Origin of the sequence: Pseudomonas sp. HY2-MNA-CIBAN-0224, from assembly GCF_040310285.1 — a bacterium.
Taxonomy (GTDB): domain Bacteria; phylum Pseudomonadota; class Gammaproteobacteria; order Pseudomonadales; family Pseudomonadaceae; genus Aquipseudomonas; species Aquipseudomonas helleri.
Genome location: NZ_JBEOPQ010000028.1, coordinates 1 through 16,665 on the forward strand (window position 1 = coordinate 1; position 16,665 = coordinate 16,665).

Below are 16,665 nucleotides of genomic sequence, written 5' to 3' on the forward strand. Positions count from 1 at the left end.
GGAACCGATTGGGGGATGCTGAAGATACTCGCTGTCCTGTTTGCTGCGCGACAGCGCGGCGTCGAAGACGGGGCGGCAACTCCTACGCGTTTACGGCGTTTGTGTGCGCCCATACACGTCATTGAAGCGCACGATGTCGTCTTCCCCTACGTAGTCCCCGCATTGCACTTCGATCATCACCAACTCAACGTCGGTTGGATTCACCAGGCGGTGCGCGCGGCCGGCTTTGATATACGTCGATTCATTGCTGCCCAACACAAACTGCTGGTCGCCATTGGTGACCTGCGCGGTGCCGCTGACGACGATCCAGTGTTCGCTGCGATGGCGGTGCATCTGCAATGACAAGGCACCTTGCGGTTTGACCACGATGCGTTTGAGTTTGAACCCGGGGCCTTCCTCCAGCACGGTGTAGTTGCCCCAGGGCCGTGTCACGCTGCGGTGCAGGCGATACGTATCGTGGCCTTGTTGCTTGAGCGCCTGAGCGATGTATTTAACATCCTGGCTGCGGGTCGCATCGGCGATCAGCAGGGCATCGGCGGTGTCGATGATGATCAAATCCTTGAGGCCCACCCCGCCGACCAGCCGCTTAGGCGAATCGATGTAACAACCCTGTACATCGTGCAGCACGGTTTGCCCGGTGCACTGGTTGCCATCGGCATCGGCGGGGCTCAATTCACGCACTGCCTGCCAACTGCCAATGTCACTCCAGCCGAGTTGGCAGGGCACGACGGCGACTTTTTTCGAGAGTTCCATCAACGCATAGTCAATGGAAATATCGGCCGCCTGAGCGAAGGTCTGGCTGTCGAGTTCGCGATGGCGTTGCTGCGGGCCTTCAAAAACCGGGCTGTGCTCAAGGCACAGGCTCACGGCCTGGAGGATCTGCGGCGCATGTTGCGCAAGCTCTTGCAGCAGGCTGTCGACGCGCATGCAGAACATTCCGCTGTTCCACAGGTGCAGGCCGTCCTCCAGGTACTGCTGAGCGGTGGCCGCATCCGGTTTTTCAATGAAGCGCGCCACGGCACACCCGTCGCCTTTTTCGATGTAGCCAAACCCCGTCTCGGCCCTGGTCGGCTGAATACCGAACGTCACCAGCCAGCCCTGATCGGCCAACTGCCGGGCGCTGTCGACGGCCTGCTGGAAGGCCGCGATGTCGCTGATCAGATGATCGGCCGGCAGCACGAGCAGGTGCGCATCTGCGCCGTAACGTTGGGCCACGTGCAGCGCGGCAGCGGCGATGGCGGGGGCGGTGTTGCGGCCGAAGGGCTCAAGGATGAAGTCCAGCGCGACGTCGTCCGCCGGGTGCTGGCGATAGTCGTCAAGCGTACGGAAATACACGTCGCGGTTGGTCACGGTCAGCAACTGGCTCACACCCGGCAAGCCGGTGGCGCGTTGAAAGGTCTTTTGCAGCAGGCTCTGGCCATCGGGCAGGCGCATGAAGGGCTTGGGCATGGCTTCACGCGACACCGGCCACAGTCGGGTGCCCGCGCCACCGGCGATGATGCAGGGAATGAGTGGGCTCATTCAGAACGCCTCCAGAGGCAATGGGCTGCGGTTGGGGGGTGAAGTCTGACGGGTTCTGGCGGTTTGATCGACCCGTTGACGGCCCTGAAAGGTTTTTTTGCAAATAAACCGCCTGAGTTGGGCCTTTCTTGATCGGTTGTTGTCCAACCCTACGGACTGACCAGGAGATGCGGCATGAGTGCAGGAAAGGCATTTTTAATTTTGCACGGCAAGCAAGCCATGAACGAAGACGTTCGGGCTGCTGTCGAGCAGCAACGTGCAGGCGGGCGCGAGCTGACGGTGCGCCTTACGTGGGAAGCCGGGGACGCGCAGCGTCTGGTGGGCGAAGCGCTTGAGGCCGGTTACGAGCAGTTGATTGCAGGTGGGGGTGACGGCACGTTGCGTGATGTGGCCGAAGCAATGGCACAGGCGCAGACCACCGCCAGCCTGGTGCTGTTGCCGTTGGGCACGGCCAATGACTTTGCCCGTGCGGCGGGGGTGCCGCTGGAACCCGGCCCGGCCTTGGGGCTGCTGGACGTACCGGCCCGGCAGATCGATTTGGGTGAAGTCGGCGGGCAGTATTTTTTGAACATGGCCACGGGCGGCTTTGGTAGCCAGGTCACCGCCAATACCTCAGAAGACTTGAAAAAAGTCATCGGCGGCGCGGCTTACCTGTTTACCGGGCTTTCGCGTTTCAGTGAGTTGCAGGCGGCCTACGCCGAGCTGCAAGGCCCTGATTTTCAGTGGCAAGGCCAATTGTTGGCGCTGGGCATTGGCAATGGCCGCCAAGCGGGCGGTGGGCACGAGTTGTGCCCGCAGGCATTGGCCGATGATGGCCTGCTGGACGTGAGTATCCTGCCCGCGCCACAAGAGGTGGTGGGTACGGTGAAAAACCTCATGGCGGGTGGCTGGGGGCTGGATAACCTGTTTGTCCGGGCGCGCCTGCCATGGGTAGAGATCAAGGCCGCGCAAGGGCTGGCGCTTAACCTGGATGGCGAGCCGCTAACCGGCGAGAGCTTGCGCTTCAGCGCACACAAAGGCGCGTTGCGCGTGCATTTGCCGCAAAACTCACCGCTGTTGAGTTCCTAAAAGCGCCAGATGTCATCTGGCCATTATTTTTAGGGTGTGAGGGTAGGGAAGGGTCAAGAATCGACGTGTCGTGTCGATAGCCTAGGACTTTTCGCACACACGCCCAGGAAATATCTATGGCCGGCATTCTCGACACGGTAGACCAGCGCACACAGTTGGTCGGTGAAAACCGACTGGAACTTCTGATGTTTCGCCTTGCAGGGCGGCAGTTGTTCGCAATCAACGTGTTCAAGGTGCAAGAAGTGTTGCAACTGCCCAAGTTGACCCTGATGCCCCATCGCCATCGGCATGTGTGCGGGGTCATCAACTTGCGCGGCAAGACCCTGCCCGTCATCGACCTCTCCCAGGCCATCGGCATGCGTCCGGTGGTTCCGGGGCCCGACAGCACGATCATCGTCACCGAGTACAACCGCTCGATTCAGGCCTTTCTGGTGGGCAGTGTGGACCGGATCGTCAACATGAACTGGGAAGCCATCCTGCCGCCGCCCGCCAGCGCCGGACGCCACCATTATTTGACCGCCATCAGCAAGGTTGACGAGCAACTGGTGGAAATCATCGACGTGGAAAAGGTCTTGGCCGAGATCGTGCCGTACAACGCCAAAGTCTCCCCCGACAAGCTGGCCGACCCGGTGCTGGAGCGGGCGCGGGGCCGTGAAGTGCTGCTGGTCGATGATTCCAGTGTGGCCTTGGCGCAGTTGCGGGAAACGTTGTCGCAGTTGGGGATCAAAATGCATGTCGCCAGCGACGGCCTCAAAGCCTTCAACATGCTCAAGGCCTGGGCCGATTCCGGGCAGGTCATGACCGACAAGCTGCTAATGGTGTTCACCGACGCGGAAATGCCTGAAATGGATGGTTACCGTTTAACCACAGAAATTCGTAACGATCCTCGTCTGCGCAGCTTGTATGTGGTACTTCACACTTCCTTGTCCGGCAGCTTCAACGAGTCGATGGTGAAGAAGGTGGGGTGTGACAACTTTCTCTCCAAATTCCAGCCGGATAAATTGGTGGAGGTCGTTCGTCAGCGCTTGATGCTGGACGAAGTGCCTGCCTGATCCTGCCCCAGTGGGGGGATCTTTGCAGGCCCTAAGGCTTCTATACTGTGGCTTTTTTACCTTGCAGGGATCTGACCCATGCTTCGTCTGAGTGCGCTGTATCGCTTCCCACTGAAATCCGGCAAAGGCGAAAGCCTGCCGCAAGCCCGATTGGACAAGCTGGGGCTGGTCGGTGATCGACGCTGGATGCTCGTGGACGAAGCGAGCGGGCGATTCCTGACGCAGCGCACAGAGCCTAAAATGAGCCAGCTGTCGGCCCTGTGGAATGGCGCGGGCGGCCTGACCTTGAGTGCTCAGGGCTTTTCGCCTCTGGAGGTGGCGTTGCCTGACCCGGACGATAATCTGCGCGGTGTGACCATTTGGCGCGACACCTTGCGCGTGCCGGATGCTGGGGATGAGGCGGCGCAGTGGTTAAGCGGCTTTATCGACAAGCCGGTGCGCCTGGTACATGTGCCGCTTGAGCGCGCGCGCATGACAGAGTCGGGCTACGGGCAGGATGATGACAAAGTGGCGTTCGCCGATGGCTACCCCTTGCTGTTGATCGGTCAGGCCTCGCTGGATGACCTTTCGCAGAAAGTAGGGCGTTCGCTGGAGATGCTGCGCTTTCGCCCCAACCTGGTGATTGAAGGCAGCGAAGCGTTTGCCGAAGACGGCTGGAAGCGCATCCGCATTGGCGATGTTGAGTTTCGAGTGGTCAAGCCGTGCTCGCGTTGCATCCTCACCACGATCGACCCGCAGACCGGCGAGCGGGACGCCAATCGTGAACCCTTCGCGACCTTGAACAACTATCGCAAACAGGAAGGTGGCGCGATGTTTGGGCAAAACCTGGTTAACGACAGCGAAGGCGTGCTGGAAGTCGGCATGCCAGTCAGCATTCTGGAATAACTGCAGTAGCGAGCTTGCCTCGCGATCTTTTGACCTTGAAAAGATCGCGAGACGAGCTCGCTCCTACAGGGTTTCGTCAATTATTGATCATCAAAATACCGCTCATGCCAGTCCACCAGCGGCTGTGGCACGTTGAGCTTCTGCCCGTAGATCACCGAATAAGACAACACGTTCTGCACGTATTGGCGGGTTTCGTCGAACGGGATGCTTTCAATCCACACGTCAAAGCCCAAATGGTTCGCGCCTTTCAACCACTGACGCACCCGGCCCGGGCCTGCGTTGTAGGCCGCTGAGGCGAGCACGCGGTTGCCATTGAACTGGCCGTGTACCTGGCTCAAGTAAGCGGCGCCCAACTGGATGTTTTTGTCCGGGTCCAGCACTTGCTGTGGCGAGGCCAGCGGGATGCTGAATTTGCGGGCAGTCTCTTTGGCGGTGGCGGGCATCAATTGCATCAAGCCGCTGGCGCCCACGCCGGAACGGGCATCATCCATAAAGGCGCTTTCCTGACGGGTAATGGCGAATACCCAACTTGAATGCAGGCCACGGACTTTAGCTTCGCGTACCAGGGTGTCGCGGTGCGCCATCGGGAAGCGAATGTCCAGATCGTCCCAATACTGCGCCTGACTGATGGTACGAATGGCCGGGAAATACCACTTGAGGTCGTAAGCCAGCTTGGCCTGGGCGACCATCTCGTCACGGTTGAAGTGACGGCTGACGTAGTACCACTCACGCCGACCATCCACCACCTGGCCCCGGGCGTGGAACTCCAGGGCGCGCTGAATACCCGGTGTGTTGCGTACCTTGTTGACCAGTTGCGGGCTGAGCACCAGCGGCTTGTTGTTGAGCTTGTAAGGCGTTTGCGCCCGATCGGCAGCCAGGAAGCCGTAGAAGTCACGTTCCTTGGCGACATTCTTGAGCAGCACCAGCGCTTGCGGGTTTTTCGGCTCGGCCAGCTCCAGGCTTCGGGCCTGCCAGTAGCGCCAGCGGTTAGTGGTTGCGAGGTCTTGCGGCAGTTTTTTGGTCAACTGATACGCGTCTTCCCAGCGCGCCAGGCGCAACAGCAGGCGCAGGCGCCATTCGGTGACGGTGTTGTCACGCAGCTCCGGGTCGTACTGGGTCATGATGGCCAGGCCGCGGCTGTCGTAACGACGGGCGAACGTCAGGCCGATTTCCCGGGCAATTGACACTTTTTCGTCACGGGAAAAGTGCATGTTATTGGCATAGGTGTCGAGCAGCGACGCGGCTTTTTCCGGGTCCTGGCGGGCGAGGCGGCGCAAGCCCAGGCCGACCGCATCCGACATGGCTTCGCTGGCTGGCAGGAACACCGATGGCTGGCTGAGCATGTCGGGCTTTTGGGCCACGGCGATCATCAGTTTGGCTTGCGGGCCCAGTGTGGTCAGCCCGCTGGCCAGTGAGGTGGCCAGCGCATAGTTGCGTGCTTCGGCGGCGAGTTTGACCCGCTGCCAGCGCTTTTGCTCGGTCAACTGGCCTTCTGCTGCCCATTGCCCGAACAGGGCGTCGCACGCGGTAGGTTGAGCTTTGCCCACCAGCCAGAGTTTTTCGGCGCTGGCATAGCCTTCAGCCTTGAGGTTGTGGCTGATCTGGTATTGGCCATTGAGGCAGTCCAGCTCGGTGAAATTGAGCTTGGGGTCGTAATATTTGACGAAGGTTGCCCAGTCGCCACGCTCGGCCAGCCAGCGTAACCAGCGCAATCTCATCCAGTTGGATTGTGGCAGATCGCCATGCTCGGCCAAAAACTGTTCGATTTCGGCGTTACTCGCAGATTTCAGGCGTGCTGTCAGCTCGTCGTAGGCCAGATAAGGGGTCAACGGGTACGTGCGCAGGGCGGCAGCATTTTGAAAATAAGGGCCGGAGTCACCTTTGGCCAAGGCGCGCTTGGCGTCATCGTACAGTTGCCGTTGTTGGGTCAGGTCTGCAGCCAGCGTGGATTGCACGGCGCAGGTAGAGAGCAGCAGGCAGGATAAAAAGTTGAAAAGACGACTGCGCATGAGGCTTCCGTACAGATTGAAAACACGACACGTGCAGCGCTCGGCTGCACAGACTGTGTCGTAGCTTAGCCTTTTGCCGGCAACCCGTGAAAGCCTTGGCGGCTAACCGGTGCATCTTGTTCAGAAATGATCGGTAGACGCGCCCGTACACGAAATACCCGGCCGCCTGCGGGCTCAAATCAGGTAGAATGCGCGCCCAGTTTTTGGAGAAGCTCATGACCCTGCTCAAATTCAGCGATGTGTCCCTTGCTTTCGGCTCTACGCCGTTGTTGGACAAGGTGTCCTGGCAGATCGCCCGTGGAGAGCGGGTGTGCATCATCGGCCGCAACGGCACCGGCAAGTCCAGCATGATGAAGCTGGTTAAAGGTGATCAAAAGCCTGACGACGGCTCTGTCTGGCGCGCACCCGGGCTCAAGATTGGCGAATTGCCGCAAGAGTTGCCGGTAGCCGACGGACGGACAGTGTTCGACGTAGTGGCTCAAGGTCTGGACGGTGTCGGCGAATTGCTGGCCCAGTACCATCACCTTAGCCAGAACATCGTCACCGATGCCGACCTGGACAAACTGATGCACGTCCAGCAAGACCTTGAAGCCCGTGATGGCTGGCGCTTGCAGCAATTGGTCGACAGCACCCTGAGCCGCCTGCAGTTGCCGGCTGACAAAACCCTCGCCGAGTTGTCGGGTGGCTGGCGTCGTCGCGTCCTGCTGGCGCAAGCACTGGTTTCCGAGCCGGACTTGCTGCTGCTCGACGAACCGACCAACCACTTGGACATCGGCGCAATTGCCTGGCTGGAAGAGGCCTTGAAGGACTTCCAGGGCGCTGTGCTGTTCATCACCCACGACCGTTCCTTCTTGCAGAACCTGGCAACCCGGATTCTGGAGCTGGACCGTGGTGGCCTGATCGACTGGAACGGCGACTACGCCAGCTTCCTGGTGCACAAAGAAGCCACCCTGGCCGCAGAAGAAACCGCCAACGCGCTGTTCGACAAGCGTCTGGCTCAGGAAGAAGTGTGGATCCGTCAGGGCATCAAGGCCCGTCGTACCCGTAACGAAGGCCGTGTTCGTGCCTTGAAAGCCTTGCGTGTAGAGCGCAGCGAGCGTCGTGAGCGCACCGGCAAGGCCAACATTCAGCTCGATACCGCTGAAAAGTCCGGCAAACAAGTGATGGTGCTGGAAAACGTCAGCTTTGCTCACCCGGGCGGCCCGTTCCTGGTCAAAGACTTCTCGATGGTCCTGCAGCGCGGCGACCGCATTGGTCTGCTGGGCGCTAACGGTACCGGCAAGACCACGCTGCTCAAGCTGATGCTGGGCGGCCTGCAACCCACCGACGGCAAAGTGGAAGAGGGCACGCGTATCGACGTGGCGTACTTCGACCAATTGCGCCACCAGTTGGACCTGGAAAAGACCGTGATCGACAACGTGGCTGAAGGCCGCGATTTTATCGACATCGACGGTCAAAGCCGCCACGTCCTCAGCTATCTGGGTGACTTCCTGTTCAGCCCGCAGCGTGCCCGCACGCCGGTCAAGGCGCTGTCGGGTGGTGAGCGTGCGCGTCTGTTGCTGGCCAAGTTGTTCAGCAAACCGGCCAACTTGCTGGTACTCGACGAACCGACCAACGACCTGGACGTAGAAACCCTCGAGTTGCTCGAAGAAGTGTTGTTGACCTTCCAGGGCACTGTGCTGATGGTCAGCCACGACCGGGCATTCCTCGACAACGTGGTCACCAGCACGCTGGTCTTCGAAGGTGAAGGCAAGGTACGTGAATACGTGGGTGGTTATCAGGACTGGCTGCGTCAGGGCGGTTCGCCGCGTCTGCTGGGCGTCACCGAAAGCAAGTCGGGCAAGGCTGACTTGAATTCGGCGGTGGTCACCGCGGCACCGGCACCGGCCGCTGCACAGCCTGCACCTGCGGCGAAAAAGAAGCTCAGCTACAAGCTTCAGCGTGAGCTGGAAGCGTTGCCGGGCGACATCGATGCCAAAGAACAGGCTATTGCGGCTGTCGAGGCTGAAATGGCCGAAGCTGGCTTCTATCAGCGTCCTGCTGCTGAAACCGCTGCTGTGATTGCCAAGCTGGAGAAGCTGCAAGCCGAGCTTGATCAATTGGTTGAGCGTTGGGCCGAGCTGGATGCCTGAGTGACGGTGCGTTGAAACAAAAAGCCCGGCCCTTTAATCAGGGGCCGGGCTTTTTGTTGGGCGCAAGGCGGGCCTTACTCGGGTTTCTTCAGGCTCACGGCCAGTACGTCGCACGGTGCACCGTGCAGTACGTCGTTGGCCGTAGAGCCCAGCAACAGCGCCAGACCGTGGCGGCCATGGCTGCCGACGACGATCAGTTCGCAGCCGTGCTCTTTGGCAAAGCCGTGGATTTCCTGGCGTGGCTGGCCGTATTTGAGGTGGCAGTTGTCTTTGGACAGTTGCGGGTAGATGTCGATCAGGCGCTCAAGGCGCGCCTTGGCCTGGTCGAACTGCTGTTGCTGAAGCTGTGACAGGTCCATGGGGACGTCACCACCAAAGGCCATCGCCATGGGCTCGACGATATGGATGAGCGACAGTTTTGCATTGTTCGCTTCAGCGCTGGCGCTGGCGCGATAGATTACGGGGTCGCATTCTTCGGTCAGGTCGACGGCAACTAAAATATGCTTGTAGGGCATCGGCGAGGTCATGTGAAGCGTTCCTGTAAGGGAGATTAATGATGAGTATGGCCCGTTTATTGAGGCGTGTTATGGATCGGGATCAACTCGTTTATAAAGTGATGAGAGTAGAAATATGACGGTATGGATCGTGGTGTCAATCCTGGTGCTGGTTCTGAGCCCTTTGGCCTGGCTGCGACCTTCGCGGCGCCAGAGTGGTCGCATGGCATTGCGCATGGAAGCCCGGCGCATGGGGTTGGCAATGCAACTGGCGAGCCAGGAATGGCCGCACTGGCTTGAACCTGAGCCGCCGGGCTCGTGTGCGCAGTTTCATCGTCCGCGTCGGGGTACTAAGCCTGAAGTCTGGTGCTATTGGCAATCAGCGCCGGGAATATGGGTCAATCAGTGGCGTGAAGTCTGCACGGATGAGCGCTTGCTGACCCAGTTCAACAAATTACCGGCCAACGTGTACAAAGTTGAAGCCGGGCCACAGATGATTGCCTTGTACTGGGGCGAAAAAGGCGAGCCAGACGTCCTGCAAGCCATTGATCAAGTGCTTAAAGCACTGGCGTAAGTCGCTTTCTACCTTGCCTCGGACCGTAGGAGCTGCCGCAGGCTGCGATCTTTAAAATCTAAAGATCGCAGCCTGCGGCAGCTCCTACCGTTGATTCTTCCTGCCGGTAAAAACCCGCGCCGCACTCAGCCAAACCCTGTCTATCCTTGTCTGCTCTTGCGCGGGTTTTAAATCTGACTGGTGAGTCGTTTTGTCATCCTTGTTTTGGACAATTGACAATCGTTGGCTTTTCCGTGAAGGTGTCGACACCCAAATCAAACGGGCGTATGAATCGGGTGTTTGTCTTGTCAGACGATGCTCGCAGAATCCCGACTATCGCGTTGGCGGGTGTGCCTGGCGGATTGGCATCAGCATTGACACAACGGTCAATGACAGCCAGACGCTAGCGTCCGACGTGTACTGTTCAGCTTCCATATCGTGGAGATCAGTTGATGATTTACGAAGGTAAAGCCATCACGGTTACGGCTCTTGAAAGTGGCATCGTCGAACTCAAGTTCGATCTCAAGGGTGAGTCCGTCAACAAGTTCAACCGTCTAACCCTGAATGAATTGCGTCAGGCAGTGGATGCGATCAAGGCAGATGCTTCGGTCAAGGGTGTCATCGTTTCCAGTGGCAAAGACGTCTTCATCGTCGGCGCTGACATCACCGAATTCGTCGAAAACTTCAAGTTGCCGGATGCCGAGCTGATCGCGGGCAACCTCGAAGCCAACAAAATCTTCAGTGATTTCGAAGACCTCAATGTCCCGACTGTTGCCGTGATCAATGGCATAGCGTTGGGTGGCGGTCTGGAAATGTGCCTGGCTGCGGACTTCCGCGTCATGGCCGACAGCGCCAAGATCGGCCTGCCAGAAGTCAAGCTGGGCATCTACCCGGGCTTCGGCGGCACCGTCCGTCTGCCACGTCTGATCGGCGTTGATAACGCAGTTGAGTGGATCGCCTCGGGTAAAGAAAACCGTGCCGAAGACGCGCTGAAAGTCAGCGCGGTTGATGTCGTGGTGCCGGTTGCCAAGCTGACAGACGCTGCACTGGACGTGATCAAGCGCGCCATCAGCGGCGAACTGGATTACAAGGCCAAGCGCCAGCCAAAGCTTGAAAAACTCAAGCTGAACGCGATTGAACAAATGATGGCTTTCGAAACCGCCAAAGGTTTCGTTGCAGGCCAGGCTGGCCCGAACTACCCGGCGCCGGTTGAAGCGATCAAGACCATCCAGAAAGCCGCGAACTTCGGTCGCGACAAAGCGCTGGAAGTGGAAGCGGCAGGCTTTGCCAAACTGGCCAAAACCTCGGCTTCGAATGCCTTGATCGGCTTGTTCCTGAACGATCAGGAACTGAAGAAAAAAGCCAAGATCTACGACAAGATCGCCAAAGACGTGAAGCAGGCCGCCGTTCTTGGTGCCGGCATCATGGGTGGCGGTATTGCCTATCAGTCGGCTTCCAAAGGTACGCCGATCCTGATGAAGGACATCAACGAGCACGGCATCGAGCAAGGTCTGGCAGAAGCCGCCAAGCTGCTGGTGGGCCGCGTTGATAAAGGTCGCATGACCCCGGCCAAAATGGCTGAAATCCTTAACGGTATTCGTCCTACCTTGTCTTACGGTGATTTCGGCAACGTCGACCTGGTGGTCGAAGCCGTTGTTGAAAACCCTAAGGTCAAGCAAGCGGTATTGGCTGAAGTGGAAAACCACGTGCGTGAAGACGCCATTCTGGCGTCCAACACCTCGACCATTTCCATCAGTCTGCTGGCCAAGGCGCTCAAGCGTCCTGAAAACTTTGTCGGCATGCACTTCTTTAACCCGGTGCACATGATGCCGCTGGTTGAAGTAATCCGTGGCGAGAAGTCCAGTGATCTGGCGGTTGCCACCACGGTTGCCTACGCCAAGAAAATGGGCAAGAACCCGATCGTGGTCAACGACTGCCCGGGCTTCCTGGTCAACCGCGTCCTGTTCCCGTACTTCGGCGGTTTCGCCAAGCTGGTCAGCGCCGGTGTCGACTTTGTGCGTATCGACAAAGTGATGGAAAAATTCGGCTGGCCGATGGGCCCTGCCTACCTGATGGACGTGGTCGGTATCGACACCGGTCACCACGGCCGTGACGTAATGGCTGAAGGCTTCCCGGATCGCATGAAAGACGACCGTCGTTCGGCAGTCGATGCGCTGTACGAAGCCAACCGCCTGGGTCAGAAAAACGGCAAAGGTTTCTACGCCTACGAGGCGGACAAGAAAGGCAAGCAGAAGAAAGTCGTGGATTCGAGCGTGCTTGAAGTGCTCAAGCCGGTTGTCTACGAGCAGCGCGACGTCACCGACGAAGACATCATCAACTGGATGATGATCCCGCTGTGTCTGGAAACCGTGCGTTGCCTGGAAGACGGCATCGTTGAAACGGCAGCCGAGGCCGACATGGGCCTGGTCTATGGCATTGGCTTCCCGCTGTTCCGTGGCGGCGCGCTGCGCTACATCGACTCGATCGGTGTGGCAGAGTTCGTAGCCCTGGCTGATCAGTACGCTGAACTGGGCGCGCTGTACCACCCGACTGCGAAGCTGCGTGAAATGGCCAAAAACGGTCAGAGCTTCTTCGGTTAAGCGCCCCATTAGAGTGAGAGTGAAATTATGAGCTTGAATCCTAGAGACGTGGTGATTGTCGACTTCGGTCGCACCCCGATGGGCCGCTCCAAGGGTGGCATGCACCGCAACACCCGCGCCGAAGACATGTCGGCGCACCTGATCAGCAAAGTGCTGGAGCGCAACAGCAAAGTTGACCCGGCTGAAGTCGAAGACGTGATCTGGGGCTGTGTTAACCAGACCCTGGAGCAAGGCTGGAACATCGCGCGCATGGCGTCGCTGATGACCCAGATCCCGCACACGTCGGCGGCACAAACCGTGAGCCGTCTGTGCGGCTCGTCCATGAGCGCACTGCACACTGCCGCACAAGCCATCATGACCGGCAACGGTGACGTGTTTGTCGTGGGCGGCGTCGAGCACATGGGCCACGTGAGCATGATGCACGGCGTTGATCCTAACCCGCACATGTCGCTGTACGCGGCAAAAGCGTCGGGCATGATGGGCCTGACCGCTGAAATGCTGGGCAAGATGCACGGCATCACCCGTGAGCAACAGGATGCCTTTGGCGTGCGTTCGCATCAGTTGGCCCACAAGGCAACGATTGAAGGCAAGTTCAAGGATGAAATCATCCCGATGCAGGGGTATGACGAAAACGGCTTCCTGAAAGTTTTCGACTACGATGAAACTATCCGTCCGGAAACGACCCTGGAAAGCCTGGCCGCCTTGAAGCCAGCCTTTAACCCTAAAGGCGGGACCGTGACTGCGGGCACTTCGTCGCAGATCACCGACGGTGCTTCGTGCATGATCGTCATGTCCGCCCAGCGCGCCAAAGATCTGGGTCTGGAGCCGTTGGCCGTGATCCGTTCGATGGCACTGGCAGGTGTGGACCCGGCAATCATGGGCTATGGTCCAGTACCGGCAACACAAAAAGCATTGAAGCGTGCAGGCTTGAATATGGCCGATATCGACTTCATTGAGCTCAACGAAGCCTTCGCTGCACAGGCCCTGCCAGTGCTGAAAGATTTGAAAGTGCTCGACAAGATGAATGAGAAGGTTAACCTGCACGGCGGTGCAATTGCTCTGGGCCATCCATTTGGATGCTCGGGTGCTCGCATCTCCGGCACTTTGCTCAATGTGATGAAGCAAAATGGCGGCACTTTCGGGTTGTCCACCATGTGCATTGGTCTTGGCCAGGGCATTGCCACTGTCTTCGAACGCGTTTAAAGCGTTGCGTTGATGGAAGCCGGGGCCATGTGCCCCGGTTTTTGTTTTTAGGCTTTTTTTTATTTTTTCTTGCAGGGGGCCGCAACATGCCGCTACAACCTGGGCTCTATCAGCATTACAAAGGGCCGCAATATCGGGTATTCAATGTGGCTCGCCACTCTGAAACCGAAGAGGAAGTGGTGTTTTACCAAGCCCTGTATGGCGATTTCGGCTTTTGGGTTCGCCCGCTGAGCATGTTCCTTGAGACGGTCATCGTTGACGGTGAGCAAGTCCCGCGTTTTGCCTTGATTGAGGCTGAGCCGAGCATTTTTTCCCGGCCATGAGGCCTGGTCGCGCAGAACCCTGTGCTTGACCTCACCTTGTAGCCACTATATATAGCGGTGCCGCGTCAGGCGCTCACCGCCTTTCACTTCTAGAATTCAGGAATTTTCTGATCCATGGGCAAATCGCTGGTCATTGTGGAATCCCCGGCTAAGGCCAAGACCATCAACAAGTACTTGGGCAACGAGTACGTGGTGAAGTCGAGTATCGGCCATATCCGAGACCTGCCCACCAGCGGTTCGGCTAGCGCCAGTAAAGAACCTGCTGCCAAGCGTGGCAAGGCAGCGGCGGGCGAAGCGCCGGCCCTGTCGCCTAAAGAGAAAGCTCAAAAGCAGCTGATCTCGCGCATGGGGGTCGATCCCGAGCATGGCTGGAAAGCCAAGTACGAGATCCTGCCCGGCAAGGAAAAGGTCATCGAAGAGCTGCGTCGGCTCGCCAAAGATGCTGACACCATCTATCTCGCAACCGACTTGGATCGCGAGGGGGAAGCCATTGCCTGGCACCTGCGCGAAGCCATCGGGGGTGACGACAGCCGCTATAAGCGCGTGGTGTTCAACGAGATCACCAAGAAGGCGATTCAAGAAGCCTTCTCCAAGCCGGGCGAGCTGGATATCAACCGTGTGAATGCACAGCAGGCGCGTCGCTTCCTCGACCGCGTGGTGGGCTACATGGTCTCGCCACTGCTGTGGGCCAAAATTGCCCGTGGCCTGTCGGCTGGCCGTGTGCAGTCGGTTGCGGTCAAGCTGGTGGTTGAGCGTGAGCGTGAGATTCGTGCATTCAACCCCGAAGAATACTGGGAAGTTCACGCTGACCTGGGCACTGCCAAGGGTGCGAAAGTGCGCTTTGATGTGGCCCGCGAAAACGGCGAAGCCTTCAAGCCGCTGAACGAAGCCCAGGCCATGGCCGCGCTGGAGAAGCTCAAGGCTTCCAGCTACACCATCGCCAAGCGCGAAGACAAACCGACCAGCAGCAAGCCGTCGGCACCGTTTATCACCTCCACCCTGCAACAGGCCGCCAGTAACCGCCTGGGCTTCGGGGTGAAGAAAACCATGATGATGGCTCAGCGTTTGTATGAAGCGGGCTACATCACGTACATGCGTACCGACTCCACCAACCTCTCGGCCGATGCGGTCGCGATGGCGCGCACTTACATCGAAAGCGAGTTCGGCGAGTCGTACCTGCCGCCGACGCCTAACGTGTACAGCAGCAAGGAAGGCGCACAAGAGGCTCACGAAGCGATTCGTCCTTCAGACGTGAATATGCACCCGAGCAAGCTGTCGGGCATGGAGCGCGATGCTGAGCGCCTCTACGAGCTCATCTGGCGCCAGTTCGTGGCCTGCCAGATGCTGCCAGCCAAATACCTGTCGACCACCGTCAGCGTGGCCGCAGGCGACTTCGAGCTGCGTGCCAAGGGCCGTATCCTCAAGTTCGACGGTTACACCCGCGTAATGCCGCAAATCACCAAGCCTGGCGATGACGATGTACTGCCGGACATGGCCCAAGGCGACGTGCTCAAGCTGATCCAGCTGGACCCGAGCCAACATTTCACCAAGCCGCCTGCGCGTTATTCGGAAGCGAGCCTGGTGAAAGAGATGGAAAAACGCGGTATTGGTCGTCCGTCGACCTACGCAGCGATTATCGGAACCATCCAGGACCGCGGTTATGTGGCGTTGCACAACCGTCGTTTCTACTCCGAGAAAATGGGCGACATCGTCACCGAGCGCCTGTCTGAGAGCTTCTCTGACCTCATGGACTACGGCTTCACCGCCGGCATGGAAGAGAACCTCGATGACGTCGCACAAGGTGAGCGCGACTGGAAAAACGTGCTGGACGAGTTCTACGGCGACTTCAAGAAAAAGCTTGAAGTAGCAGCAGCACCGGACGGCGGCATGCGTGCCAACGAACCGGTCATGACCGATATTCCGTGCAAGGAATGCGGTCGTCCGATGCAAATCCGTACGGCCTCCACCGGCGTGTTCCTGGGTTGCTCGGGTTACAGCCTGCCGCCTAAAGAGCGTTGCAAGGCCACCGTCAACCTGGTGCCGGGCGATGAAATCGCTGCGGACGACGAGGGCGAGTCCGAGTCGCTGGTGCTGCTGGGCAAACACCGCTGCCCGATCTGCAGCACGGCGATGGATGCTTACCTGCTGGATGAAAAGCACAAGCTGCACATCTGCGGTAACAACCCGGATTGCGTGGGTTACGAGATCGAAGAAGGCAACTACCGCATCAAGGGCTACGAAGGGCCGAGCCTGGAGTGCGACAAGTGCGGCAGTGAAATGCAGCTCAAGACCGGCCGTTTCGGCAAGTTCTTTGGTTGCACCAATTCGGAGTGCAAGAACACTCGCAAGCTGCTGAAAAGCGGTGAAGCAGCACCACCGAAAATGGATCCGGTGAAAATGCCGGAGCTCAAGTGCGAGAAGGTCGACGACACCTACATCCTGCGTGATGGTGCTTCGGGGTTGTTCCTGGCAGCGAGCCAGTTCCCGAAAAACCGTGAGACCCGCGCACCGTTGGTGATCGAAATCATCCCGCACAAGGACGAGATTGATCCTAAGTATCACTTCTTGTGTGAAGCGCCGAAGAAAGACCCTGAAGGTCGCCCGGCCGTGATTCGTTACAGCCGCAAGACCAAAGAGCAATACGTACAGACCGAAGTGGACGGCAAGCCGACCGGCTGGCGTGCGTTCTACGACGGTGGTAGCTGGAAAGTAGAAGACAAGCGCAAAGATAAAGACGCTTGAAACTGAACTGACCGCACCACAAAAAACCGCGCAAGGGCTGCATGTCTTGCGCGGTTTTTTTGATTTTGGGTGGGGTAGTTCAA

The 16,665-nt window shown here is 58.5% G+C and carries 12 protein-coding genes; 9 read left to right on the forward strand and 3 right to left on the reverse strand.

The genetic code is table 11. From position 1 onward, the window contains the following. Positions 1-90 precede the first annotated feature (90 nt). The gene (locus AAEZ03_RS14300) at positions 91-1,521 is read right to left on the reverse strand and encodes a mannose-1-phosphate guanylyltransferase/mannose-6-phosphate isomerase (RefSeq protein WP_350579480.1); all 1,431 of its coding nucleotides are present in this window, start codon (positions 1,519-1,521) and stop codon (positions 91-93) included. 174 nt (positions 1,522-1,695) lie between these two features. On the opposite strand from AAEZ03_RS14300, the gene yegS reads away from it, so the two are divergent. The 3 genes from yegS (at position 1,696) to AAEZ03_RS14315 (ending at position 4,526) form a co-directional block, all read left to right on the forward strand. Then, positions 1,696-2,589 (forward strand): lipid kinase YegS, encoded by an 894-nt coding sequence (gene yegS / locus AAEZ03_RS14305; protein WP_048368719.1) that lies wholly within the window; start codon positions 1,696-1,698, stop codon positions 2,587-2,589. Between the two features lie 116 nt (positions 2,590-2,705). Continuing rightward, positions 2,706-3,641, forward strand: a complete 936-nt coding sequence (locus AAEZ03_RS14310; protein ID WP_123750238.1) for a chemotaxis protein CheV — start codon at positions 2,706-2,708, stop codon at positions 3,639-3,641. Between the two features lie 78 nt (positions 3,642-3,719). Beyond that, positions 3,720-4,526 (forward strand): MOSC domain-containing protein, encoded by an 807-nt coding sequence (locus tag AAEZ03_RS14315; protein ID WP_350579482.1) that lies wholly within the window; start codon positions 3,720-3,722, stop codon positions 4,524-4,526. Between the two features lie 80 nt (positions 4,527-4,606). Here the strand turns inward: AAEZ03_RS14315 and AAEZ03_RS14320 are convergent, their stop codons facing one another. Then, positions 4,607-6,535, reverse strand: coding sequence for a transglycosylase SLT domain-containing protein (locus AAEZ03_RS14320; protein WP_123750240.1), 1,929 nt, complete (start codon positions 6,533-6,535; stop codon positions 4,607-4,609). A 215-nt stretch (positions 6,536-6,750) separates the two neighbouring features. Between AAEZ03_RS14320 and AAEZ03_RS14325 the strand changes: the two genes are divergently transcribed. After that, entirely contained in the window at positions 6,751-8,667 is a 1,917-nt protein-coding gene (locus AAEZ03_RS14325) for an ATP-binding cassette domain-containing protein (protein ID WP_048368810.1), read from the forward strand. Between the two features lie 74 nt (positions 8,668-8,741). Here the strand turns inward: AAEZ03_RS14325 and AAEZ03_RS14330 are convergent, their stop codons facing one another. Beyond that, entirely contained in the window at positions 8,742-9,182 is a 441-nt protein-coding gene (locus AAEZ03_RS14330; protein WP_048368809.1) for a universal stress protein, read from the reverse strand. Positions 9,183-9,297: 115 nt separating this feature from the next. On the opposite strand from AAEZ03_RS14330, the gene AAEZ03_RS14335 reads away from it, so the two are divergent. The 5 genes from AAEZ03_RS14335 to topA all read left to right on the forward strand — a co-directional run bounded on the left by AAEZ03_RS14335 (position 9,298) and on the right by topA (position 16,582). Continuing rightward, the gene (locus AAEZ03_RS14335; protein WP_123750242.1) at positions 9,298-9,735 is read left to right on the forward strand and encodes a hypothetical protein; all 438 of its coding nucleotides are present in this window, start codon (positions 9,298-9,300) and stop codon (positions 9,733-9,735) included. Positions 9,736-10,166: 431 nt separating this feature from the next. Then, positions 10,167-12,314 carry a fatty acid oxidation complex subunit alpha FadB gene (gene fadB / locus AAEZ03_RS14340; RefSeq protein ID WP_153372273.1) on the forward strand — a complete coding sequence of 716 codons (2,148 nt, stop codon included), beginning with the start codon at positions 10,167-10,169 and terminating at the stop codon, positions 12,312-12,314. A gap of 27 nt (positions 12,315-12,341) precedes the next feature. Next, positions 12,342-13,517 (forward strand): acetyl-CoA C-acyltransferase FadA, encoded by a 1,176-nt coding sequence (fadA, locus tag AAEZ03_RS14345; RefSeq protein ID WP_048368713.1) that lies wholly within the window; start codon positions 12,342-12,344, stop codon positions 13,515-13,517. Positions 13,518-13,603: 86 nt separating this feature from the next. Next, entirely contained in the window at positions 13,604-13,840 is a 237-nt protein-coding gene (locus AAEZ03_RS14350; protein ID WP_048368808.1) for a DUF1653 domain-containing protein, read from the forward strand. Between the two features lie 114 nt (positions 13,841-13,954). After that, a complete protein-coding gene (gene topA / locus AAEZ03_RS14355) occupies positions 13,955-16,582 on the forward strand; it encodes a type I DNA topoisomerase (RefSeq protein WP_153329633.1) in 2,628 nt (875 codons plus the stop codon). Positions 16,583-16,665: the final 83 nt, after the last annotated feature.